The sequence below is a fragment of the Delftia sp. BGA-UO-ETr-SB1 genome, from assembly GCF_059567865.1.
Map to the genome: position 1 here is coordinate 1,236,594 of NZ_JCAQOW010000006.1, position 22,470 is coordinate 1,259,063.

At 66.2% G+C, this 22,470-nt stretch carries 26 protein-coding genes; all 26 read left to right on the forward strand.

Annotation, left to right across the window (positions count from 1 at the left end; genetic code table 11):
- The first annotated feature begins 14 nt into the window (after positions 1-14).
- The 26 genes from AC57B5_RS24335 (at position 15) to hisA (ending at position 22,413) form a co-directional block, all read left to right on the forward strand.
- The gene (locus AC57B5_RS24335) at positions 15-1,394 is read left to right on the forward strand and encodes a PelD GGDEF domain-containing protein (protein ID WP_065345570.1); all 1,380 of its coding nucleotides are present in this window, start codon (positions 15-17) and stop codon (positions 1,392-1,394) included.
- A complete protein-coding gene (locus AC57B5_RS24340) occupies positions 1,387-2,409 on the forward strand; it encodes a hypothetical protein (protein WP_496400511.1) in 1,023 nt (340 codons plus the stop codon). The genes AC57B5_RS24335 and AC57B5_RS24340 overlap by 8 nt, the downstream gene beginning before the upstream one ends.
- Positions 2,406-3,962: a GT4 family glycosyltransferase PelF gene (gene pelF / locus AC57B5_RS24345; protein WP_492801688.1), complete on the forward strand. Its 1,557-nt coding sequence runs from the start codon at positions 2,406-2,408 to the stop codon at positions 3,960-3,962. Before AC57B5_RS24340 ends, pelF begins: the two co-directional genes overlap by 4 nt.
- The gene (gene pelG, locus AC57B5_RS24350; RefSeq protein ID WP_012207338.1) at positions 3,962-5,335 is read left to right on the forward strand and encodes an exopolysaccharide Pel transporter PelG; all 1,374 of its coding nucleotides are present in this window, start codon (positions 3,962-3,964) and stop codon (positions 5,333-5,335) included. The genes pelF and pelG overlap by 1 nt, the downstream gene beginning before the upstream one ends.
- 208 nt (positions 5,336-5,543) lie before the next feature.
- Positions 5,544-6,350, forward strand: coding sequence for an amino acid ABC transporter substrate-binding protein (locus AC57B5_RS24355; protein WP_012207337.1), 807 nt, complete (start codon positions 5,544-5,546; stop codon positions 6,348-6,350).
- 131 nt (positions 6,351-6,481) lie between these two features.
- A complete protein-coding gene (locus tag AC57B5_RS24360) occupies positions 6,482-7,135 on the forward strand; it encodes an amino acid ABC transporter permease (RefSeq protein ID WP_012207336.1) in 654 nt (217 codons plus the stop codon).
- Positions 7,116-7,904 (forward strand): amino acid ABC transporter ATP-binding protein, encoded by a 789-nt coding sequence (locus AC57B5_RS24365; RefSeq protein WP_269670363.1) that lies wholly within the window; start codon positions 7,116-7,118, stop codon positions 7,902-7,904. Before AC57B5_RS24360 ends, AC57B5_RS24365 begins: the two co-directional genes overlap by 20 nt.
- 218 nt (positions 7,905-8,122) lie before the next feature.
- On the forward strand, positions 8,123-8,962 hold the full coding sequence (locus tag AC57B5_RS24370; protein WP_013800794.1) for an ABC transporter ATP-binding protein: 840 nt from the start codon (positions 8,123-8,125) through the stop codon (positions 8,960-8,962).
- Complete coding sequence (mlaE, locus tag AC57B5_RS24375) at positions 8,959-9,741, forward strand: lipid asymmetry maintenance ABC transporter permease subunit MlaE (protein WP_180318872.1); 783 nt, start codon at positions 8,959-8,961, stop codon at positions 9,739-9,741. The genes AC57B5_RS24370 and mlaE overlap by 4 nt, the downstream gene beginning before the upstream one ends.
- Positions 9,742-9,785: 44 nt before the next feature.
- Positions 9,786-10,271, forward strand: coding sequence for an outer membrane lipid asymmetry maintenance protein MlaD (gene mlaD / locus AC57B5_RS24380; RefSeq protein WP_012207332.1), 486 nt, complete (start codon positions 9,786-9,788; stop codon positions 10,269-10,271).
- Positions 10,268-11,071, forward strand: a complete 804-nt coding sequence (locus AC57B5_RS24385) for an MlaA family lipoprotein (protein ID WP_013800795.1) — start codon at positions 10,268-10,270, stop codon at positions 11,069-11,071. The genes mlaD and AC57B5_RS24385 overlap by 4 nt, the downstream gene beginning before the upstream one ends.
- 116 nt (positions 11,072-11,187) lie before the next feature.
- Positions 11,188-11,829 carry an MlaC/ttg2D family ABC transporter substrate-binding protein gene (locus tag AC57B5_RS24390; RefSeq protein WP_065345575.1) on the forward strand — a complete coding sequence of 214 codons (642 nt, stop codon included), beginning with the start codon at positions 11,188-11,190 and terminating at the stop codon, positions 11,827-11,829.
- Positions 11,826-12,131 (forward strand): STAS domain-containing protein, encoded by a 306-nt coding sequence (locus AC57B5_RS24395; protein ID WP_490246520.1) that lies wholly within the window; start codon positions 11,826-11,828, stop codon positions 12,129-12,131. Before AC57B5_RS24390 ends, AC57B5_RS24395 begins: the two co-directional genes overlap by 4 nt.
- A gap of 73 nt (positions 12,132-12,204) precedes the next feature.
- The gene (locus tag AC57B5_RS24400; RefSeq protein ID WP_013800798.1) at positions 12,205-13,134 is read left to right on the forward strand and encodes an ABC transporter ATP-binding protein; all 930 of its coding nucleotides are present in this window, start codon (positions 12,205-12,207) and stop codon (positions 13,132-13,134) included.
- Entirely contained in the window at positions 13,131-13,886 is a 756-nt protein-coding gene (locus AC57B5_RS24405; RefSeq protein ID WP_012207327.1) for an ABC transporter permease, read from the forward strand. Before AC57B5_RS24400 ends, AC57B5_RS24405 begins: the two co-directional genes overlap by 4 nt.
- Before the next feature lie 128 nt (positions 13,887-14,014).
- Positions 14,015-14,263, forward strand: coding sequence for a BolA family protein (locus tag AC57B5_RS24410; protein WP_012207326.1), 249 nt, complete (start codon positions 14,015-14,017; stop codon positions 14,261-14,263).
- A gap of 96 nt (positions 14,264-14,359) precedes the next feature.
- Positions 14,360-15,628, forward strand: a complete 1,269-nt coding sequence (gene murA, locus AC57B5_RS24415) for a UDP-N-acetylglucosamine 1-carboxyvinyltransferase (protein WP_496400512.1) — start codon at positions 14,360-14,362, stop codon at positions 15,626-15,628.
- The gene (hisG, locus tag AC57B5_RS24420) at positions 15,625-16,275 is read left to right on the forward strand and encodes an ATP phosphoribosyltransferase (protein ID WP_012207324.1); all 651 of its coding nucleotides are present in this window, start codon (positions 15,625-15,627) and stop codon (positions 16,273-16,275) included. Before murA ends, hisG begins: the two co-directional genes overlap by 4 nt.
- Positions 16,259-16,930 carry a DUF6348 family protein gene (locus tag AC57B5_RS24425; RefSeq protein ID WP_496400513.1) on the forward strand — a complete coding sequence of 224 codons (672 nt, stop codon included), beginning with the start codon at positions 16,259-16,261 and terminating at the stop codon, positions 16,928-16,930. Before hisG ends, AC57B5_RS24425 begins: the two co-directional genes overlap by 17 nt.
- Before the next feature lie 17 nt (positions 16,931-16,947).
- On the forward strand, positions 16,948-18,264 hold the full coding sequence (hisD, locus tag AC57B5_RS24430) for a histidinol dehydrogenase (RefSeq protein ID WP_013800800.1): 1,317 nt from the start codon (positions 16,948-16,950) through the stop codon (positions 18,262-18,264).
- A gap of 134 nt (positions 18,265-18,398) precedes the next feature.
- Positions 18,399-18,647, forward strand: a complete 249-nt coding sequence (locus AC57B5_RS24435; RefSeq protein ID WP_043782827.1) for a DUF6364 family protein — start codon at positions 18,399-18,401, stop codon at positions 18,645-18,647.
- Complete coding sequence (locus AC57B5_RS24440) at positions 18,644-19,081, forward strand: PIN domain-containing protein (protein ID WP_012207320.1); 438 nt, start codon at positions 18,644-18,646, stop codon at positions 19,079-19,081. The genes AC57B5_RS24435 and AC57B5_RS24440 overlap by 4 nt, the downstream gene beginning before the upstream one ends.
- A 53-nt stretch (positions 19,082-19,134) precedes the next feature.
- Complete coding sequence (gene hisC / locus AC57B5_RS24445; protein WP_096913937.1) at positions 19,135-20,259, forward strand: histidinol-phosphate transaminase; 1,125 nt, start codon at positions 19,135-19,137, stop codon at positions 20,257-20,259.
- The gene (hisB, locus tag AC57B5_RS24450; protein WP_012207318.1) at positions 20,256-20,861 is read left to right on the forward strand and encodes an imidazoleglycerol-phosphate dehydratase HisB; all 606 of its coding nucleotides are present in this window, start codon (positions 20,256-20,258) and stop codon (positions 20,859-20,861) included. Before hisC ends, hisB begins: the two co-directional genes overlap by 4 nt.
- Positions 20,862-20,942: 81 nt before the next feature.
- Positions 20,943-21,611: an imidazole glycerol phosphate synthase subunit HisH gene (gene hisH, locus AC57B5_RS24455; protein WP_496400514.1), complete on the forward strand. Its 669-nt coding sequence runs from the start codon at positions 20,943-20,945 to the stop codon at positions 21,609-21,611.
- A 61-nt stretch (positions 21,612-21,672) separates the two neighbouring features.
- Positions 21,673-22,413, forward strand: a complete 741-nt coding sequence (gene hisA / locus AC57B5_RS24460; RefSeq protein WP_012207316.1) for a 1-(5-phosphoribosyl)-5-[(5-phosphoribosylamino)methylideneamino]imidazole-4-carboxamide isomerase — start codon at positions 21,673-21,675, stop codon at positions 22,411-22,413.
- Positions 22,414-22,470: the final 57 nt, after the last annotated feature.

Genomic DNA, 22,470 nt, shown 5'->3' on the forward strand with positions numbered 1-22,470 from the left:
GGGAACGACTCTTCATGCCAGACCAAGCCAGCACGCCCAAGGCGGCACCGCATTCCGCTGCACCGCGCCGCGCCGGCATTGCCGCGGAATTCAGAGGCTCGCCGCTGGGCCTGCTCGTGCAGACGAGCGCCAAGCCCTGGGTGGTGGTGGGCGAGACGCTGCTGCTGCCGGTGCTGGCCGTTTTGATCGGCATGTGGGCCAACCCGGACAACCCCCTGTGGGTGGAGTCCGAGTTCCCCTGGGCCTGGCTGGCGCCCGTGGTGGTGGCCCTGCGCTACGGGCCGGTGGCCGGCCTGTCGGCGGCCGGCGTGCTGCTGCTGGCCTGGCTGGGCGTCAACCAGCGCGATCTGTCGCTGTTCCCGGAACAGTACTTTCTGGGCGGCCTGATCCTGGTCATGGTCGTGGGCGAGATCTCCAGCCTCTGGCGCGCACGCATACGCCGCGCGCGCACGGCGCAGAACTACATGGACCAGCGCACCGAGCAGCTGATCCGCCAGCATTACCTGCTGCGCCTGTCGCATGACCGGCTGGAGCAGGAACTCATAGGCCGCCCCGTGTCCATGCGCGATGCCATCAACGTGCTCAGCGGCCTCAGTGGCGCCGAGGGCGATGCGCAAAGCCTGCTCAACCTGCTGTCGCGCTTCAGCCAGATCAGCGTGGCCAGCCTGGTGCCCGTGCGCAATGAGGTGCTGGACCCCACGCCCATTGCCCAGCTGGGGGGCGAGCGGCCCATCCATGTCCACGATCCGCTGGTGCGCCAGGCGCTGGACAGCCATGTGCTGTGCCATGTCTCGCAAAGCATGGCGGAGGGCCAGCAGACGCAGTACATCGTCGTGGCGCCCATGCTGGACCTGGAAGGCGAGATCTACGGCCTGCTGCTGGTCGAGGAAATGCCTTTCTTCGCATTGCAGGAAGAGGCGCTGCAGACCATCAACCTGCTGCTGGGCTACTACACGGACAGCGTGGCCGCCAACAGCCTGGCTGCGCCGCTGCTGAAGGCCTATCCCGATTGCCCGCCGCATTTCGCGTTCGAGCTGCAGCGCATGGAGCATGTGAACCGCAGCGCGCGCCTGAGCAGCGTGGTGGTGGCGCTGGAGCTGTCGCCCTCGGCTGTGCAGGCCCAGATGGCCCAGCAGATCATGCGGCTGGAGCGCATGCTGGACCGCTCCTGGCTGCAGGAAAGCGATGGCCGGCAGCTGCTGGCCATCTTCATGCCACTGGGCACCAACGCCACGGCCGAGGGCTACCTGAACCGCATCGAGGGCTGGCTGGCCCAGCGCGGCGTGGCTTCGCTGGCCGATGCGGGCATCTTCCCGCGCACCATCTTGCTGGACCGCTGCTCGGCCAGCAGCGTGCTGGAACGGCTCCATCAGATGGGGCAGGGCCATGCTTAACCTCAAGCTGGCCCTGGGCGCGCTGGCCGCGGAAATCGCCTCCTGGAGCAGCCTGTGGCTGCTGCGCAGCCAGTCGGACGCGGCCCTGCTGGGCTATCTCATGGCCCACGGGCTGGCCAGCGGCCTGCTGGCGCTGTGCCTAGCGCCCTTCCTGGCCACCTCGGCCAAGTCGGTGCGCCAGCGCCTGGCCCTGGTGGCGCTGATGGGGCTGTTTGCCTATGCCGTGCCGGTGGCCGGCATTTTGGGCGCCGTGGTCGCCACCATTGCGCTGCACACCCAGCGCGGCCCGCGTGGCGGCCCGCGTTTCCCGGTGATGCCGCTGCCTGATTTCGACCCGCACCAGCAGGCCAGCACCAGCCGCCGCCAGGCGGGCCTGCAGTCCTTCCTGGCCAATCCCAATGTGCCGGTCGCCTCGCGCATGCGGGCGATGGTGGCGCTGGGCAGCGTGCCGGGGCGCATTGCCTCGCCCATGCTGCGCACGGCGCTGGGCGATTCCAGCGAAGACCTGCGCCTGCTGGCCTACAGCATGCTGGACGCCAAGGAGCGCGAGATCAGCAAGACCATCCACCAGGAGCTGCAGCTGTTCGAGCATGCCCGCCAGTCCGAGGGCGATGCGCCCTACGGGCCGCGCGGCCTGCAGGCGGCGCGGGCGCTGACCGACCTGTACGCGGAGCTGGTCTACCAGGGCGTGGCACAGGGCGATGTGCGCGACCACGCCATCAAGCAATCCCTGCACTACTGCGACCTGGTGCTCGCCCAGCGGCCCGACAACGCCTTGCTGCTGCTGCGCCGTGGCCGGCTGCTGCACATGCAGGGCAGGGCGGTGGAGTCGCTGGCCTGCTATGAGCGCTCGCTGGCGCTGGGCATGGAGCCGGCACGCGTCGTGCCCTACCAGGCCGAGCTGCTGTTCGATCGGCGCGAATTCTCCAAGGCGCAGGCCCTGATGCGTTCGCTGGACATCGAGCAAGCCCTGCCGCGCCTGAAGCCCAGCATCCGCTACTGGAGTGCCTCATGAGCCGTGCGAGCCAGTTCCCCACGGCGGCCGATGCGGACATCGCGCTGCTGCTGGAAGGCACTTTTCCCTATGTCAGCGGTGGTGTGTCCAGCTGGGTCAACCAGATCCTGCAGGCCTATCCCGAGCACCGCTTTGCCATCGTCTTCCTGGGCAGCCGGCGCGAGGACTATGGCGATTTCCGCTACGCACTGCCGCCCAACGTGGTGCACTTCGAGCAGCACTACCTGTTTGACGCGCTGCACTCCAATATCCAGCCCGCCCCTTCGCGCGGCCATCCCGAAGCCCTGGCCAAGGCCCAGGAATTCCTGGGCGCCCTGGAGGCGCACGACGGCAGTGCCGAAAGCCGGGCCAAGGTGCTGGCGGCCATGCGCTCCATTGCGCTGGAGCTGCAGCCCGGCGGCAGCCTGCCGCTGGAGGATTTCCTGCACAGCGAATACGCCTGGGACCTGATCCGCGACAGCTACCGGCGCCACTGCACCGACCCGTCGTTCGTGGACTTCTTCTGGACCGTGCGCATCATGCTGCAGCCGCTGTGGCTGATGGCGCGCATCGCCCACGGGCTGATCCCAGTGCGCGTGCTGCATACCGTCTCGACCGGCTATGCGGGATTTCTGGGCGGCCTGCTGCACCATGCGCGCGGCCTGCCGCTGGTGCTGTCCGAGCATGGCATCTACACGAAAGAGCGCCAGATCGACCTGCTGCAAAGCTCCTGGATCCGCGACAACCGCAACATCTTCCAGCGCGACCCCATGGAGGTGTCGTTCTTCCGGCAGATGTGGATACGGTTTTTCGACTGGATGGGGCGCTTTTGCTATGGCGCGGCCGATCCCATCATTGCGCTGTACGAGAACAACCGCCTTCGCCAGGTGGCCGATGGCGCGGCCGCCGAGCGCACGGTCAGCATCCCCAACGGCATCCGCATAGAACGCTTTGCGCCGCTGCGCACCCAGCGGCCCGCCGAGGTGCCGCCCGTGCTGTGCCTGATCGGCCGCGTGGTGCCCATCAAGGACATCAAGACCTTCATCCGCGCCATGCGCCGCGTGGTCAACCGGATGCCCCAGGCCCAGGCCTGGGTGGCCGGCCCCACGGCCGAGGACCCGGCCTATGCCGAGGAATGCCAGAACCTCGTGGACAGCCTGGGCCTGCAGGCCAACATCCGCTTTCTGGGCATGCAGAAGGTGGAGGAGCTGCTGCCCAAGGTGGGCGTGGTCGTGCTGTCGTCCATCAGCGAGGCGCTGCCCCTGGTGATTCTTGAAGCCCAGGCCGCAGGCGTGCCCGTGGTCAGCACCGACGTGGGCTCCTGCCGCCAGCTCATCGACGGGCTGGAGCCGCAAGACCAGGCCCTGGGCTCGTGCGGGCGCGTGGTCGGCATTGCCAACCCCGAGGCGCTGGCCGACGCCTGCCTGGAGCTGCTGAGCTCGCCCGCGCAGTGGCAGGCCGCCAGCGCGGCCGGGATTGCGCGCGTGGAGCGCTACTACTCCGACCGGCTGCTGTTCGAGCGCTACAGGCAGGTCTATGACAGGGCGCTGCAACAGTCCGAGGAAAAACACTGATGGCCGGCATTGGATTCGAACTGCGCCACCTGCTGCGCAAGAACACGCTGACCAGCGTGCTCCAGGCCTACGCCTATGCGGGCGTCATCGGCTCGGGGCCGTGGGTGTTCTCCATCATCGGCATCCTGCTGGTAGGGGTGTTCAGCGTCAGCGTGGTGGCGCCGCCGCTGCTGGTCACGCAGTTCCAGACCTCGGTGACCTACCTGGTGGCCAGCAGCCTGATCCTGACCGGGGCGGCGCAGCTGGCCTTCACGCGCTTTGTGTCGGACCAGCTGTTCCTCAAGAAGGACGAGAGCATCCTGCCCAACCTGCATGGCCTGCTGCTGGTGGTCGTGGCCACTGCCAGCGCGCTGGGCACGCTGGCGCTGTTCGTGGTGCTGCCGGGCCAGGGCCTGCTGTACCGCGTGCTGATGCTGGCCGGCTTCACGCTGATGTGCGTGGTCTGGGTCATGACCGTGCTGCTGTCGGGCCTCAAGCACTACCGGGCCATTGCCGGGCTGTTCGGCGCCACCTACCTGCTCATCGTGCTGCTGGCGCTGCCGCTGCGCTACTGGGGGCTGGAAGGGTTGCTGGCCAGCTTCGTGATCGGCCACGTGCTGCTGCTGGCCGGCATGTGGATGATCGTGCTGCGCAGCTTTCCGCTGCAGCAGCGCTGGATCGCCTTTGACTTCACGCAGCGCTCGCTGATCTTTCCGGCGCTGATCGGCATCGGCGTGCTCTACAACCTGGGCATCTGGATCGACAAGTTCATGTTCTGGTATTACCCGCCGACCTCGCAGCAGATCATCGGCGGACTCAGGGCCTCGCTGATCTACGACCTGCCGGTGTTCCTGTCGTACCTGTCTATCATTCCGGGCATGGCGGTCTTCCTGGTGCGCATCGAGACCGACTTCGTCGAGTACTACGACAAGTTCTTCGACGCCGTGCGCGGCGGCGGATCGCTGGAATACATCGAGTCCATGCGCAACGAGATGGTCTACGCCATCCAGGCCGGCCTGGGCGAGATCGCCAAGGTGCAGACGCTGGCCGTCCTCGTCACCCTGGTGGCCGGGCCGGCCATCCTGCAGTTGCTGGGCATCTCCCAGCTGTACCTGCCGCTGCTGCACGTGCAGGTGGTGGGCGCCGGCTTGCAGGTGGGTGTGATGGCCGTGCTCAACGTGTTCTTCTACCTGGACGAGCGGCGCATCGTGTTCATGCTCTGCCTGCTGCTGGTGGCGCTGAACATCGCCTTCACGGGCATCTCGCTGGCGCTGGGCGCCGCGTTCTATGGCTACGGCTTTTGCCTGGCCATGCTGGTGACGCTGTGCGTGGGGCTGTACCTGCTCTCGCGCGAGCTCAACCGGCTCGAATACAAGACCTTCATGCTGCAGTGACCGGCAGGCATCTCTCGCCATTTGCCGATTTGCACGGTCTTGATCCAGCGTGTTGGCGGGGGGCGCCGGTCTGCGCGACAATACGGGATTCGGCGCCGGCACCCAACCGAGACAAAGGTTCCGCCAAGGAACCATTCATTACAACGATTGCGCACCTTGCGTGCAGCGGCCGCCGCCTTTCGCTTTTTCCACTCCAAAGCTTTAAGCCATGAAAAAACGCACCCTCTTGGCCATGGTGGCCCTGTCTGCACTGCTGGCAGCCTGCGGCAAGAACGAGTCCGCATCGACCGCCGCCGCGCCGGTTGCCGCCCCCGTGCCGGCAGCCATGACCAAGTTGGTGATCGGCCTGGACGACAACTTCCCGCCCATGGGCTTTCGTGACGACAAGAACGAGATCGTCGGCTTCGACATCGACATGGCGCGTGAAGCCGCCAAGCGCATGAACGTGGAAGTGGACTTCAAGCCCATCGACTGGAGCGCCAAGGAGGCCGAGCTGGTCGGCAAGCGCGTCGACGCGCTGTGGAACGGCCTGACCATCACCGAAGAGCGCAAGAAGAACATCGCCTTCACCGCGCCCTACATGGAGAACCACCAGATCATCATCGTGCGCGCCAACTCCGACATCAAGGACAAGGCCGGCCTGGCAGGCAAGGTCGTGGGCGCGCAGGATGGCAGCTCGGCCGTGGACGCCATCAAGAAGGACGCCGCCGTGGCCGCCAGCTTCAAGGACCTGAAGACCTTCGGCGACAACATCACCGCGCTGATGGACCTGTCGGCCGGCCGCCTGGACGCCGTCGTGGTCGACGAGGTCGTGGGGCGCTTCCACGTGGCCAAGAAGGCTGGCGAGTACCTGGTGCTCGAGGACAACTTCGGCACCGAGGACTACGGCGTGGGCCTGCGCAAGGAAGACACCGAAGTTCTGGGCAAGCTCGAAGCCGCGCTGGCCGAGATGAAGAAGGACGGCAAGGCCGCCGAAATCGCCTCCAAGTGGTTCGGCAAGGACATCATCAAGTAAATCCGGCACACCATGCGACCGGCAAGGCCAGCCTGGCATTGCCGGTCTTTTGCGTTCTGGGACGCACGCGCCCGTGGCTGCCCGGATCCTGCCGATGCCGGCGGGGCCGCGCACCGCACTGAGGCCATTCGATGGAATATGTAATCTCGCTCATGGGGCCGCTGTCCGCCGGCGCCCTGGTCACCCTCAAGCTCTTCGTCATCACCCTGGCGCTGTCCATTCCCCTGGGACTGTCGCTGGCGCTGATGCGCATCTCCCGCTTTCCCGCGCTGAGCCGGCTGGTAGGCGGCTACATCTGGCTGATGCGCGGCACGCCGCTGATGCTGCAGATGCTGTTCATCTACTTCGCGCTGCCCTTCGTGCCCGTGATCGGCGTGCGCCTGCCCGATTTCCCTGCCGCCGTCGTCGCCTTCGCGCTGAACTACGCCGCCTACTTCGCCGAAATCTTCCGCGCGGGCATCCAGTCCGTGGACCGCGGCCAGTACGAGGGTGCCAAGGTGCTGGGCATGAGCTACGGCCAGACCATGCGCCGCATCATCCTGCCGCAGATGTGGGCGCGCATCATCCCGCCTGTGAGCAACGAGACCATCACCCTGGTCAAGGACACCTCGCTCATCTACGTGCTGGCCCTGAACGACCTGCTGCGCGCCGCGCGCGGCATCGTGCAGCGCGATTTCACCATCACGCCCTTCGTGGTGGCCGCAGGCTTCTATCTGGTCATGACTCTCGTGTTGACCTGGATCTTCCAATACCTAGAAAAACGCCATGCCAAATACGACGCGTGATAGCGCGCCTGAGACCATGATCTCGGCGCAGAACATCTGCAAGGGCTTTGGCGGCGTGCCGGTGCTGCGCGGCGTTTCGCTGGAGCTGGCGCGCGGCGAGGTGGTGGCCGTCATCGGTCCTTCGGGATCGGGCAAGAGCACGTTCCTGCGCTGCCTCAACCACCTGGAAACCATTGACAGCGGCCGTGTCGCCGTCGAGGGCGAGGTGCTGGTGGACAGCGGCGCGGACGGCCGCGCCCACTACGTGCCCGAGGCGCAGATCCGCCAGATCGGCCGCAAGATGGGCATGGTGTTCCAGTCCTTCAACCTGTTCCCGCACCTCACGGTGCTGGAGAACATCATCGAGGCGCCGATCGTCGTCAAGGGCCTCAAGCGCGAGCAGATCGTGCCCAAGGCCGAGGCGCTGCTCCACAAGGTGGGCCTGCTGGAAAAGCGCGATGCCTATCCCAACCGCCTGTCGGGCGGGCAAAAGCAGCGCGTGGCCATCGCCCGGGCACTGGCGATGGAGCCGGACATCCTGCTGTTCGACGAGCCCACCTCCGCGCTGGACCCGGAGCTGACCGGCGAAGTGCTGCGCACCATGCGCGAGCTGGCCCAGGAGCACATGACCATGCTGGTCGTGACCCACGAGATGGGCTTTGCCCGCGAGGTGGCCAATCGCGTGATCTTCATGGACAAGGGCGAGATCGTCGAGCAAGGCCCGGCGGAAGCCTTTTTTGCAGCGCCGCAGCACGCCCGGACCCAGGCATTTCTGCAGAACATGTTGTAAAAAAACATCTGTCCAGTCCGTACTTTCCCCAGGTCCAGAGAGCGTGCAACGCTTGTGTAGCAAGCGAAGCATGCTCTTTTTTTTATGGCGTTTTCTGCCATGACTTTTTGAGAAACATACACGGATGTATGTTTATCTCAGGGGGTGATGAGCAGGCATCGGCACCTGTCTGCACAATAGCGGGCTTGCCTGCGAACATTTATCGACCGCACCACAGCATGATCCCAACCGCCTCTTTCGTGGAGTTGCGCAACGTCACCTTCGGCTATGGCGAACGTGTGATCCTGCGCGACCTGTCGCTGCAGGTGCCGCGCGGCAAGGTCACGGCCCTGATGGGGGCATCGGGCGGCGGCAAGACCACGGTGCTTCGCCTGATCGGCGGCCAGCAGCATGCCCAGCAGGGGCAGGTATTGTTCGATGGCAAGGACGTCACCACCATGGACGCCGCAGGCCTGTACGCCGCGCGCCGGCGCATGGGCATGCTGTTCCAGTTCGGCGCGCTGTTCACCGACATGAGCGTGTTCGACAACGTGGCCTTCCCGCTGCGCGAGCACACCGATCTCCCCGACGAACTGGTCCGCGACATCGTGCTCATGAAGCTGCATGCCGTGGGCCTGCGCGGTGCGCGCGACCTCATGCCCAGCGAGATCTCTGGCGGCATGGCCCGCCGCGTGGCGCTGGCGCGGGCCATTGCGCTGGACCCCGAACTGATCATGTACGACGAGCCCTTCGCCGGGCTGGACCCCATCTCCCTGGGCACGGCCGCCCAGCTGATCCGCGAACTCAACGACGCCATGGGCCTGACTTCCATCCTGGTGTCCCATGACGTGGAGGAAACCTTCCACGTGGCCGACCATGTGGTCATCCTGGGCAACGGCGGCGTCGCCGCCCAGGGCTCGCCAGATGAGGTGCGGGCCAATCCCGACCCGCTGGTGCAGCAGTTCATCCACGCACGGGCCACCGGTCCCGTGCCTTTCCACTACCCCGGCGTGAGCGCCGAGGAAGATTTCGGCAACCCCGCAAGCTCCGGCAAGAGCAACGGCAGGAGGCACGCATGAACCGGCTGCATCCCGCACGCATTGGCGCGGCGGTACGCCAACAGCTGACGCAGCTGGGCATGGGTACGCGCCTGTTCGGCCGCCTGCTCGCCCTCATGGGGCCTGCGCTGGGCCGCCCGCGGCTGATCGGCGACCAGATCCATTTCCTGGGCAACTATTCGCTGGCCATCATTGGCGTGTCCGGCCTGTTCGTCGGTTTCGTGCTGGGCCTGCAGGGCTACTACACGCTGCAGCGCTATGGCTCGGCCGAGGCGCTGGGCCTTCTGGTGGCGCTGTCGCTGGTGCGCGAACTCGGCCCCGTCGTCACGGCGCTGCTGTTTGCCGGCCGTGCCGGCACGGCGCTGACGGCCGAGATCGGCCTGATGAAGGCCGGCGAGCAGTTGTCGGCCATGGAGATGATGGCCGTGGACCCGGTGCGCCGCATCCTGGCGCCGCGCTTCGTGGCGGGCCTGGTCGCCATGCCGCTGCTGGCGGCCGTTTTCAGTGCCGTCGGCGTGATCGGCGGCTGGCTGGTGGGCGTGGTCATGATCGGCGTCGATGGCGGCGCCTTCTGGGGCCAGATGCAAAACGGCGTGGACTGGTGGTATGACCTGGGCAACGGTGTTCTCAAGAGCCTGGTGTTCGGCGTGGCGGTGACCTTCATCGCGCTGCTGCAGGGCTATGCAGCCAAGCCCACGCCCGAAGGCGTGTCCCGCGCGACCACGCGCACGGTGGTGATGGCCTCGCTGGCCGTGCTGGGGCTGGACTTCCTGCTCACGGCCACGATGTTCAGCCTTTGACCCGGCACCGGTGCCACCTCTCGCAAATCAAGGAAAAACAAACCATGCAGCAATCCAAGAGTGATGTCTGGGTCGGACTGTTCGTGCTGATCGGCGCTGCGGCGCTGGTGTTCCTGGCGCTGCAGTCGGCCAACCTGCTGAGCCTGAACTTCCAGAAGACCTATACGCTGACCGCGCGCTTCGACAACATCGGCGGACTCAAGCCCAAGGCAGCCGTGCGCAGTGCGGGCGTTGTCGTGGGCCGCGTGGAATCCATCACCTTCGACGACAAGGTCTTTCAGGCCAGCGTGACCATGGCCCTGGAAAACCGCTACGCCTTTCCCAAGGACAGCTCCCTGAAGATCCTGACCAGCGGCCTGCTCGGCGACCAGTACATCGGCATCGAAGCCGGTGCAGATGACCACAATCTCAAGGATGGCGACCGCGTCGTCGCAACCCAGTCGGCCGTTGTGCTGGAAAATCTGATCGGACAGTTCCTCTACGGCAAGGCCGAGCAGGGTGGCAGCTCCGGTGCAGGAGGCAAAGAATGACAACCAACCACCATGAACAGGCGACCGCGGGTCGCCCTGCCGCCCAGGCAGCCTCCTGGCAGCGCGCCGCCATGCTCGGCACGCTGGCCGCCGCTTCGCTGCTCGCCGGCTGCGCCACCGCCCCGGGCGAGGCACGCAACCCCCAGGATCCGTTCGAGCCGTTCAACCGCAGCATGTACTCGTTCAATGACGGGCTGGACCGCGCCGTCCTGAAGCCGGTGGCCACGGCCTACCGCGATGTCACGCCGCGCCTGGCGCGCGATGGGGTGAGCAACTTCTTCTCCAACCTGAGCGATGCCTGGTCGTTCGTGAACAACGCGCTGCAGGGCCAGGCCGAGGGCGCCTACAACTCCATGGTGCGCTTCTCGGTGAACACGGTCTTCGGCCTGGGCGGACTGCTCGACATCGCCAGCGAGGCCGGCATCGAGCGCCAAAAGCAGGACTTCGGCCAGACGCTGGGCCGCTGGGGCGTGCCCACGGGGCCGTACCTGGTGCTGCCGCTGCTCGGCCCGTCCACGGTGCGTGACACGGCGGCTCTGCCTGTGGATGCCTGGGGCAACCCCCTGACGGCGATCAACGACATCCCCGTGCGCAACAGCCTGTATGTGCTGCGACTGGTGGATACGCGTGCACGCCTGCTCAATGCCTCCGACACGCTGGACTCCGTCGCCCTTGACCGCTACAGCCTGACGCGTGACGTCTACCTGAACCTGCGGCGTGGCAAGTCCGGTGATGACGGCCGCATCGAGGACTACGACGAAGATGCCGGCAAACTGCCGCCCGAAGACGGCGCAAAGTAAGCAGTTCGTAACATCCCGAGATGAAAAACGGTCAGCGCCTGACACGGCGCGGCCGGAAAAATGTGCAATATCAACCCGGTCCGGGGCATTGAGGCCCTGCTGGGAAAGGAAGAGTGATGATCAATCGACGTGCCTGGAGCGCTGCCGCGGCAGCCGTGCTGGCCATGGGAACCTGGGGCGCTGCGCTGCCCGTCCACGCGGCCGACGAAACCCCTGATGCGCTGATCAAGCGTGTCTCCACCGACGTGCTGGAAACCATCAAGAAGGACCCCTCGCTGCGCGAGGGCGATGTCTCCAAGGTCAATGCGCTGGTCAATGACAAGGTCATGCCCTATGTGAATTTCCGCCGCATGACCTCGGCTTCGGTGGGCCCGGCCTGGCGCCAGGCCACGCCTGCACAGCGCGAGAAGCTGGAGACCGAGTTCAAGGCCCTGCTGATCCGCACCTATTCGGGCGCGCTGACCCAGGTCAGCAACCAGACCATCAATGTCAAGCCGGTGCGTGCTGCGCCCGGCGACATCGATGTGCTGGTACGCACCGAAGTGCTGGGCCGCGGCGAGCCCGTGCAGTTGGACTACCGGCTCGAGAAGTCCGGCGACGGCTGGAAGATCTACAACCTGAATGTGCTGGGCGTGTGGCTGGTGGAAACCTACCGCAACCAGTTCAGCCAGGAAATCAATGCCCGCGGCATCGACGGCCTGATCGAGACCCTGGCCACGCGTAGCAAGATGCCGGCCACGCCGCCCTCCAAGGGCTGACAGCCGCTGACGCACGCGCCATGTTGCAGCTCCCCCGTGAACTGACCTACCGCCAGGCGCGCAGCTGCCTTGTGCAGCTGCGGCCCCAGGTGCAGGCCTTCGATGGCGCCCAGGTGCGCGTCGATGCCAGCGGCGTCGAGGTCTTCGACTCGGCCGCCCTGGCCGTGCTGCTGGCCTGCCGCCGCACCGCGAAGGCGGCTGACAAGCAATTGGTGGTCGTGGGCCTGCCGCAGGGCCTGCAGTCCATGGCGGCGCTGTACGGCGTCGACGGGCTGCTGACAGACGCATCCTCCCCCTCCTGAGCCGGCGCAGCGCGCCGCTGCAAAGAGCCCTGCAAGGCAGGTTTGGCTGCAAGGGCCTAGAATCGCGCCTCGCATGTCTGCCGTCTCATTCCAATCCATCTCCAAGACCTACCAGACCCCCAAGGGGGCCTTCCAGGCGCTCAACCACGTGAGTCTGGACATCGAGGAGGGCGAGTTCTTCGGCCTGCTCGGTCCCAATGGCGCTGGCAAGACCACGATGATCAGCATCCTGGCCGGCCTGTCGCGCGCCACCAGCGGCCGCGTGCTGGTCCAGGGCAGCGACGTGCATGCCGACTACTCGGCTGCCCGGCGCAAGCTGGGCATCGTGCCGCAGGAGCTGGTCTTCGATCCCTTCTTCAACGTGCGCGAGGCGCTGCGCTTTCAGTCCGGCTATTTCGGCGTCAGGAACAATGACGACTGGATCGACGAGCTGCTGCACAGCCTGGGGCTGACCGACAAGGCCAACTCCAACATGCGCCAGCTGTCCGGCGGCATGAAGCGCCGCGTGCTGGTGGCCCAGGCCCTGGTGCACAAGCCGCCCATCATCGTGCTGGACGAGCCCACGGCCGGCGTGGACGTGGAGCTGCGCCAGACGCTGTGGCATTTCATCGCGCGCCTGAACCGCGAAGGCCATACCGTGCTGCTCACCACCCATTACCTGGAAGAGGCCGAGGCGCTGTGCAGCCGCGTGGCCATGCTCAAGCAGGGCAACATCGTCAAGCTCTCGACCATGTCGGATCTGCTCAAGTCCGCCTCCTCCAACGTGCTGCAGTTCAAGACCGATACCGCCTTGCCGCCGGCCCTGGCCGCGCGGGCGCGGGTGACCGGCCGCATCGTGCAGATACCCGCCAACGACGCCAGCGATGTGGAGCGCCTGCTCGCCGCACTGCGCGAGGGCTCCGTCGTCCCCGAGGACGTGGAAATCCGCCGTGCCGATCTGGAGGATGTCTTCATCCACGTGATGAACGAGCAAGGCCAAACCTCGCAGGGAGCTTCGGCATGAACGGCTGGCAGACCCTGCTCAAGAAGGAAGTGCTGCGTTTCTGGAAGGTCAGCTTCCAGACCGTGGCCGCACCCGTGCTCACGGCTGTGCTCTATCTGCTGATCTTCGGCCATGTGCTCGAAGGCCGGGTGCTGGTCTACGACCGCATCAGCTACACGGCCTTCCTGATCCCCGGCCTGGTGATGATGAGCGTGCTGCAGAACGCCTTCGCCAACAGCTCATCGAGCCTGGTGCAGAGCAAGATCATGGGCTCCATGGTCTTCGTGCTGCTCACGCCGCTGTCGCACTGGGCGTGGTTTGGCGCCTACGTGGGCGCTTCGGTGCTGCGCGGGCTGCTGGTGGGCGTGGGCGTTTTCATCGTCACGCTGTACTTCGCCATTCCCGAATTCACTGCGCCGCTGTGGATTCTGGTCTTCGGCCTGCTGGGCGCGGCGCTGCTGGGCACGCTGGGCGTGATTGCCGGCCTGTGGGCGGACAAGTTCGACCAGATGGCGGCCTTCCAGAACTTCCTGATCATGCCCATGACGTTCCTGTCGGGCGTGTTCTATTCCATCCAGTCGCTGCCGCCTTTTTGGCAAAAAGTCAGCCATCTGAACCCGTTTTTCTACATGATCGACGGCTTCCGCTACGGCTTCTTCGGCCAGAGCGACGTGTCGCCCTGGGTCAGCCTGGCCATCGTCGGCTCGGCCTGGCTGGCGGTGAGCGCCCTGGCCGTGCACCTGCTGCGCATCGGCTACAAGATCCGCGGCTGAGGTTTTTCCACAGGCTGCGGCGGGCGCTGTGCCCGCATTGTTGAATCCACCCATGAACAGGCGGCCGGCGCCCGGCGCCGCCGCCAACCAAGGCCATGCCACGATGCATGGCAGGAAAGCTTCCCCCCATGACTGCAGACCAACTCAAGGAACTGATCGCCACCGGCCTGCCTTGCGAACACATTGCACTGGAAGGTGATGGACGGCACTGGTTTGCCACCATCGTCTCGGCCCAATTCGAGGGCCAGCGACTGCTGCAGCGCCAGCGCCTGGTCTACGCCACGCTGGGCCAGCGCATGCACACCGACGAGGTCCATGCCCTGTCCATGAAGACCTATACGCCCGCCGAGTGGGCTGCCCAGGCCGGCCAGGCCTGAGCCGGCGGTCAGGCACTTCAGACTCCTGCTGCACCGGTCGCCACGGCCCGTGCGGCATCTTCTTTTCCCCGATTTCCAGATTCAAGGCTGTCAGCCATGGACAAACTCCTGATTCGCGGTGGCCGAGCGCTGCATGGCGAGGTGACGGTCTCCGGCGCCAAGAATGCCGCCTTGCCCGAGCTGTGCGCCGCGCTGCTGTCGTCCGAGCCCGTCACCCTGCGCAACGTGCCGCGCCTGCAGGACGTGGCCACCATGCTCAAGCTCATCCGCAACATGGGTGTCAGCGCCGAGCACGATGACAGCGGCACCGTGCGCATCAACGCAGGCTCTCTGTCCAACCCCGAGGCACCCTACGAACTGGTCAAGACCATGCGCGCCTCGGTCCTGGCCCTGGGCCCGCTGCTGGCCCGATTCGGCCAGGCCCGCGTGTCGCTGCCCGGCGGCTGCGCCATCGGTTCGCGCCCCGTGGACCAGCACATCAAGGGCCTGCAGGCCATGGGCGCCGAGATCGTTGTCGAGAACGGCTACATGAACGCGTGCCTGCCCGGGCATCTCAAGCGCCTGCAGGGCGCCCGCATCACCACCGACATGGTGACCGTCACGGGCACCGAGAACTTCCTGATGGCCGCCGTGCTGGCCGAAGGCGAGACCGTGCTGGAAAACGCCGCCATGGAGCCAGAGATCGGCGACTTGGCCGAAATGCTCATCAAGATGGGCGCAAAGATCGAAGGCCATGGCACCGGCCGCATCGTCATCCAGGGCGTGGAGCGCCTGGGCGGCTGCGAGCACCAGGTGGTGGCCGACCGCATCGAGGCCGGCACCTTTCTGTGCGCCGTGGCCGCAACCGGCGGCAATGCGCTGCTGCGCAATGGCCGCGCCGACCATCTGGGCGCCGTCATCGACAAGCTCAAGGATGCGGGCGCCGAGGTGTCCGCCGAGGACGGCGGCATCCGCGTGCGCGCGGCCGGCAAGCTCAAGGCCCAGAGTTTTCGCACCACCGAATACCCGGGCTTTCCCACCGACATGCAGGCGCAGTTCATGGCGCTGAACCTGGTGGCCGAAGGCTGCAGCATGGTCACCGAGACCATCTTCGAGAACCGCTTCATGCACGTGGACGAAATGCTGCGCCTGGGCGCGCAGATCACCACGGACGGGCGCGTTGCCACCATCACCGGCAGCCAGTCGCTGTCGGGCGCGGCCGTCATGGCCACCGACCTGCGCGCTTCGGCCAGCCTGGTCATCGCCGGCCTCGTGGCCAAGGGCGAGACCCTGGTCGATCGCATCTATCATCTGGACCGCGGCTACGATCGCATGGAAGACAAGCTGCGCGGCCTGGGTGCCGACATCGAAAGAGTTTCCCAATGACCATCACGATTGCCCTGTCCAAGGGCCGCATCTACGACGAAACCGTGCCGCTGCTGGCCGCTGCTGGCATCTCGGTCAGCGAAGACATTGAAAAGTCGCGCAAGCTGATCTTCGAGACCAACAAAAGCGACGTGCGCGTGGTGCTGGTGCGCGCCTCCGACGTGCCGGTCTATGTGCAGTACGGCGGCGCCGATCTCGGCGTGGCCGGCCTGGACTCGCTGATCGAGCATGGTGCCCAGGGCCTGTACCAGCCCCTGGACCTGAAGATCGCGCGTTGCCGCGTCAGCGTGGCCGTGCGCAACGGCTTCGACTATGCGCTGGCCGTCAAGCAGGGCGCCCGCCTGCGCATCGCCACCAAGTATCCCGAAATCGCGCGCAACTTCTTTGCCACCAAGGGCGTGCACGTGGACATGGTCAAGCTCTACGGCTCCATGGAGCTGGCCCCGCTGACCGGCATGGCCGACGCCATCGTCGACTTGGTGTCCACCGGCAACACGCTCAAGGCCAATGACCTGGTCGAGGTCGAGCCCATCATGGAGATCAGCTCGCGCCTGGTGGTCAACCAGGCGGCGCTCAAGCTCAAGCGCGAGCCGCTGCGCCACATCATCGATGCCTTCGCCGAGGCGGTAAATGGCCCCAGGGGCTGAGCCCGGCGATCCGGCGAAGGAGGCGCTTGCGCTGTGTTTCGCCGCGCATGGCCTGCCCTGCGAGGAATACAACGGCTGGCTGCTGCCTGGCGGCCAGGCACCAGGCGTGCTGGCTGATTGGCGCGGTGCCTACCTCGGCCACCCCCTGGTCGGTTCCCTGGCCGTGGTGGTCCGCCTGCCGGACGGGCACGAGATCATCGAGAATTTCACGGGCCTGGGTGAAGGCCTGCAGGGAATGCACGACGCATTCGGCCACTTCGCTGTCAGCGACCTGCATGTGATGCTCTCCGCCCTGTGGACGGCGCGCGATGAGGATGCCGTGCCAGCCGAGGCCTGGCAGGCCCATGGCCGACAATGGCAGGCCTATCCGGGCCCCTGGCATCTTCGCAACGATGCCCCGCTGCCCGAAGGCATCACTGAGCGCCTGCGGGCCTTGATCGAGGCCGAGGCGCTGGACAAGGACGAGGACCTGCACTGGTTCCGCTTCTTTGTCGGGCAGAACAATGGTGATTTCACCATTGAAGCGCTCAAGGACAATCAGAAGTGGCCCAGCGCTGAAGCCCTGCTGCGCGACCAGGGCTGGCCCCCGCGCGACGGCTACTACGGCGCGCGCCTGTTCTTGATACTGAAGCACGGCTGCGAGACGGCCTGCTAGACCCCAAGGAAACCACAATGGAATATGTAGCTGCCCCTGCCCGCCTGTCGACTGCGGACGCCAACTTCGAACACGATTTTGCGCAGCGCCTGCATTGGTCGGCAGACACGGACGCGGCCATCGAGCAGCGCGTGGCCGACATCCTGGCCGATGTGCAAAAGCGCGGCGATGCGGCCGTGCTGGAGTACACGGCGCGCTTCGACGGATTGCAGGTGGACGGCATGGCAGCGCTGGAGCTGACGCAGGCCGAGCTCAAGGCCGCCTTCGACAGCCTGGGCGATGAGCAGCGCGATGCGCTGACGGCCGCAGCCCAGCGCGTGCGCACCTACCACGAGGCACAAAAGCGCGCCAGCGGCGAGAGCTGGAGCTACCGTGACGCCGATGGCACCCTGCTGGGCCAGAAGGTCACGCCGCTGGACCGCGTGGGCATCTATGTGCCCGGCGGCAAGGCCGCCTATCCGTCCAGCGTGCTGATGAATGCCATTCCCGCCCACGTGGCTGGCGTGCAGGAAATCATCATGGTCGTGCCCACGCCGCGCGGCGAGAAGAATGCCCTGGTGCTGGCCGCCGCCTATGTGGCCGGCGTCACGCGCGGCTTCACCATCGGCGGCGCCCAGGCCGTGGCGGCCCTGGCCTACGGCACGGCCACCATCCCGAAGGTGGACAAGATCACCGGCCCCGGCAATGCCTATGTGGCCAGCGCCAAGAAGCGTGTGTTCGGCACCGTGGGCATCGACATGATTGCCGGCCCCAGTGAAATCCTGGTGCTGGCCGACGGCAGCACGCCGCCCGACTGGGTGGCCATGGACCTGTTCAGCCAGGCCGAGCATGACGAACTGGCGCAAAGCATCCTGCTGTGCCCCGATGCCGACTACATCGCCGCCGTCCAGCGTGAGATCGACCGCCTGCTGCCCGAGATGCCGCGGCGCGCCATCATCGCCAAGAGCCTCAGCGACCGGGGTGCCCTCATCCTCACGCGCGACATGCAGGAGGCCTGCGCCATCAGCAACCGCATCGCGCCCGAGCACCTGGAAGTCTCCAGCAACGATCCCCACCAGTGGGAGCCGCTGCTGCGCCATGCAGGCGCCATCTTCCTGGGGGCCTACACCAGCGAAAGCCTGGGCGACTACTGCGCCGGCCCCAACCATGTGCTGCCCACCAGCGGCACGGCGCGCTTTTCCTCGCCGCTGGGTGTGTATGACTTCCAGAAGCGGTCCAGCCTCATCGAGGTCAGCGAGCAGGGTGCCCAGACCCTGGGCCGCATCGCCTCGGTGCTGGCGCATGGCGAAGGCCTGCAAGGCCATGCGCGTGCGGCCGAAATGCGTTTGAAGTAGACACTCGCTTCCTGTTGGGCGAAGGCGCCGTCACCGAAAGGGGCGGCGCTTTTTGCTGCCTGAACGCTGGATCAGGAGTGTCAAAGATAAACACGAAATCAGTGGAACACGAATTTCGTGTAGACTTGCGCCCTGTGAAGAACCTCACCATCACCGTCGAAGACAGCGTGCTCGAATGGGCCCGCATCGAGGCCGCGCGCCGCGGCACCAGCGTCTCGCGCATGGTGGGCGACTTCATGGCCGAGATGCAGCGCCGCGAGGATGCCTACGAGCGCGCCTACCTGGCCTGGCGCACCGACGAGCGCGGCTGGGACGGCGGCCAGCCGTCATCTGCACAGCCCGCCCAGCGCAGTGCCGCGCTGCGCCGCGAGGGCCAGGCATGAACACCGTCTTTGTCGATACCTCCGTGCTGGTCGCTGCCGAAGACACGGGGCAGGGCGCCTTGCATGCCGCCGTGCTGCAGTGGCTGGACCTGCTGTGGCGCACGCGCAGCGGGCGCACCGGCAGCCAGTCGCTGTGCGAGTTCTATGAACAGGTCACCACGGCCGCCCAGCCTTTGCCGCAGGGCGATGCGCGCGCCGCCATCCGCCGCTACCAGACCTGGACGCCCTGGAAGACCGATGCCGCCACGCTGGAGACCGCCTGGGCCGTGCAATCGCGCCACCAACTGGCCTTTGGCGACTGCTTGGCCGTGGCCTGCGCCCAGCACAGCGGCTGCGAGCAGATGCTGACCCTGCACCTGCCGCACGGCACCCAGTTTGGCGGCGTCGCCATGGTGCACCCGCTGCACCAGGCGCCGCCGCAGCAGCAGGCCTGAGCGGCTTCGCTGATGGATTTCTTCCCCCACTGACTCGTGAAAGTGTGCATGCCATGACAGCTTCCATTCCGCAGGTTCAGGCCCTGGCCCTGGAGCGCATCCGCGCCGATGTCCGCTCCATGCATGCCTACCATGTGCAGCCCTCGCAAGGCCTGCTCAAGATGGACACGATGGAGAACCCCTTCCGCCTGCCCCCTGAATTGCAGGCCGCGCTGGGCGAGCGCCTGGGCCGGCTGGAGATCAACCGCTACCCTGGCGAGCGCCAGGAAGTGCTCAAGGACATGCTGGCCCGCTACGCGCAGGCGCCGGCCGGCAGCGCCGTGCTGCTGGGCAATGGCTCGGACGAGATCATCACGCTGCTGGCACTGGCCTGTGCCCAGCCCCACGCCGAGGGCCGCGCCACCATGCTGGCGCCCATGCCGGGCTTCGTCATGTACCCCATGAGCGCCAGGCTGCAGGGCCTGGACTTTGTGGGCGTCAACCTGACGGCCGACTTCGAGCTGGACGTGCCCGCCATGCGCGCCGCCATTGCCGAGCACCGCCCCGCCATCACCTATATCGCCTATCCCAACAATCCCACAGCCACGCTCTGGGCCGAGGCCGATGTGCAGGCCGTGATCGACGCGGTCGCCGCCATCGGCGGCCTGGTCGTCATGGACGAGGCCTACCAGCCCTTCGCCCGCCGCAGCTGGGCAGAGAACATGCGCGCCGACCCGGCCCGCAACGCCCATGTGCTGCTGATGCGCACGCTCAGCAAGTTCGGCCTGGCCGGTGCGCGCCTGGGCTATCTTATCGGCCCGGCCGCCATCGTCGGCGAGATCGACAAGGTGCGCCCGCCCTACAACATCAGCGTTCTCAACTGCGAGACGGCCATCTTCGCGCTGGAGCACGAGGCGCTGTATGCGCAGCAGGCCGTGGCCATCCGCGCCGAGCGCCAGCCGCTGATCGATGCGCTGGCCACGCTGCCGGGTGTGGAAAAGATCTGGCCGTCCGAGGCCAACATGGTCTTGCTGCGCGTGCGCGATGCCGCGCGCGCCCAGGCCGAGATGAAGGCCCGGGGCGTGCTGGTGAAGAATGTCTCTGCCATGCACCCGCTGCTGGCCAACTGCCTGCGACTGACCGTGGGCACCCACGAAGAAAACGCCCAGATGCTGGCGGCCCTGAAGGAATCCCTATGAGCAATGCAGCTCCCGCACGCACCGCCGAAGTGCAGCGCAATACCGCCGAGACCCGGATCAAGGTCGCCATCAACCTGGACGGCACGGGCAAGGCCAGCCTGCGCTCGGGCATCGGTTTTCTGGACCACATGCTCGACCAGATCGCGCGCCATGGCCTGATCGACCTCGATATCGACTGCGAGGGCGACCTGCACATCGACGGCCACCACACGGTGGAGGACATCGGCATCACCCTGGGCCAGGCCTTTGCCAAGGCCGTGGGCGACAAGAAGGGCATCCGCCGCTACGGCCATGCCTATGTGCCGCTGGACGAGGCCCTGAGCCGCGTGGTCATCGATTTCTCGGGCCGCCCGGGCCTGCACATGGACGTGAAATTCACGGCCGGCAGCATCGGCCAGCTCGACACCCAGCTGGTCTACGAATTCTTCCAGGGCTTCGTCAACCACGCGGGCGTGACCATGCACATCGACAATCTCAAGGGCTTCAACGCCCACCACCAGTGCGAGACCATCTTCAAGGCCTTCGCACGCGCCCTGCGCTTTGCGCTGGAGCATGACGAGCGCATGGCCGGCGTCATCCCCTCGACCAAGGGCGCTCTGTAAAGAGAAGCGATTGACTCCGGTCAGAGCTTGATCTGACCGGGCAATCCAGCCGAAAATCCGACCGAACACGCGCCACACGCTATGAGTTTGACTGACAACACCGTCGCCGTCGTCGATTACGGCATGGGCAATCTGCGCTCGGTTTCCCAGGCCGTGCGCACGGCCGCCGCCGACTCCGGCTGGCAGGTCGTGGTCACCGCCGATCCCGAGGTGGTGCTGGCCGCCAACCGGGTCGTGCTGCCGGGCCAGGGCGCCATGCCCGACTGCATGCGCGAACTGCGCGAATCCGGCCTGCAGGACGCCGTGCTGCATGCCGCTACCAACAAGCCCCTGTTCGGCGTTTGCGTGGGCATGCAGATGCTGCTGGACCACAGCGACGAGGGCGATGTGCCTGGCCTGGGCCTGATCCCCGGCAATGTGCGCAAGTTCGATCTGGCGGGCCGCGTCCAGGCCGACGGCAGCCGCTTCAAGGTGCCGCAAATGGGCTGGAACCGCGTGCACCGCAAGCACAATGCCGGGCAGTCCCACCCGCTGTGGCGTGGAATTCCCGAAGACAGCTTCTACTACTTCGTGCACAGTTTCTACGCCGTGGTGCAGCAGCCCCAGCATTGCGCTGCAGAGGCCGACTACGGCGGGCGCTTTGCCTGCGCCATCGCACGCGATAATATTTTCGCCACCCAGTTTCACCCCGAAAAGAGCGCGGACCAGGGCCTGGCCCTGTTCCGCAACTTTCTGGGCTGGAAGCCCTGAACCCTCTTTCCTTCCCCGCACCGGCCGCTGCATTCCAGGCCTTCATTGCTCGCAAACCATCATGCTGCTCATTCCTGCCATCGACCTCAAGGACGGCCACTGCGTACGCCTCATCCAGGGTGATATGGACCAGTCGACCACGTTCGGCGAAGACCCGGCCATCATCGCCCGCCGCTGGCTCGACGCCGGCGCACGCCGCCTGCACCTGGTGGACCTCAATGGCGCGTTTGCGGGCCAGCCCAAGAACCTGGTGGCCATCAAGGCCATCCTCAAAGAGGTGGACGGCCGGATTCCGGTGCAGCTCGGCGGCGGCATCCGTGACCTGGACACCATCGAGAAATACATAGACGCCGGCATCAGCTACGTGATCATCGGCACCGCTGCCGTGAAGAACCCCGGCTTTCTGCAGGACGCCTGCAGCGCCTTCGGCGGCCATGTGATCGTTGGCCTGGACGCCAAGGACGGCAAGGTGGCCATCGACGGCTGGAGCAAGCTCACGGGCCAGGACGTGCACTCGGTGGCCAAGCGCTTCGAGGACTGGGGCGTGGAGTCCATCATCTACACCGACATCGGCCGCGACGGCATGCTCACGGGCATCAACATCGATGCCACCGTCAATCTTGCCCAATCGCTGAAGATCCCCGTCATCGCCTCGGGTGGCCTGGCGGGCATGGCCGACATCGAGGCGCTGTGCAAGGTCGAGGACGAAGGCATCGAAGGCGTGATCTGCGGCCGCGCCATCTACTCGGGCGACCTTGACTTCGCCGCGGCGCAGGCCCGCGCCGACGAGCTCAGGGCCTGAACGGCCTGCGCCTTCCCTGTATCCGCGGGCGCCTGTGCTTCACAGGCGCCCGCGCTG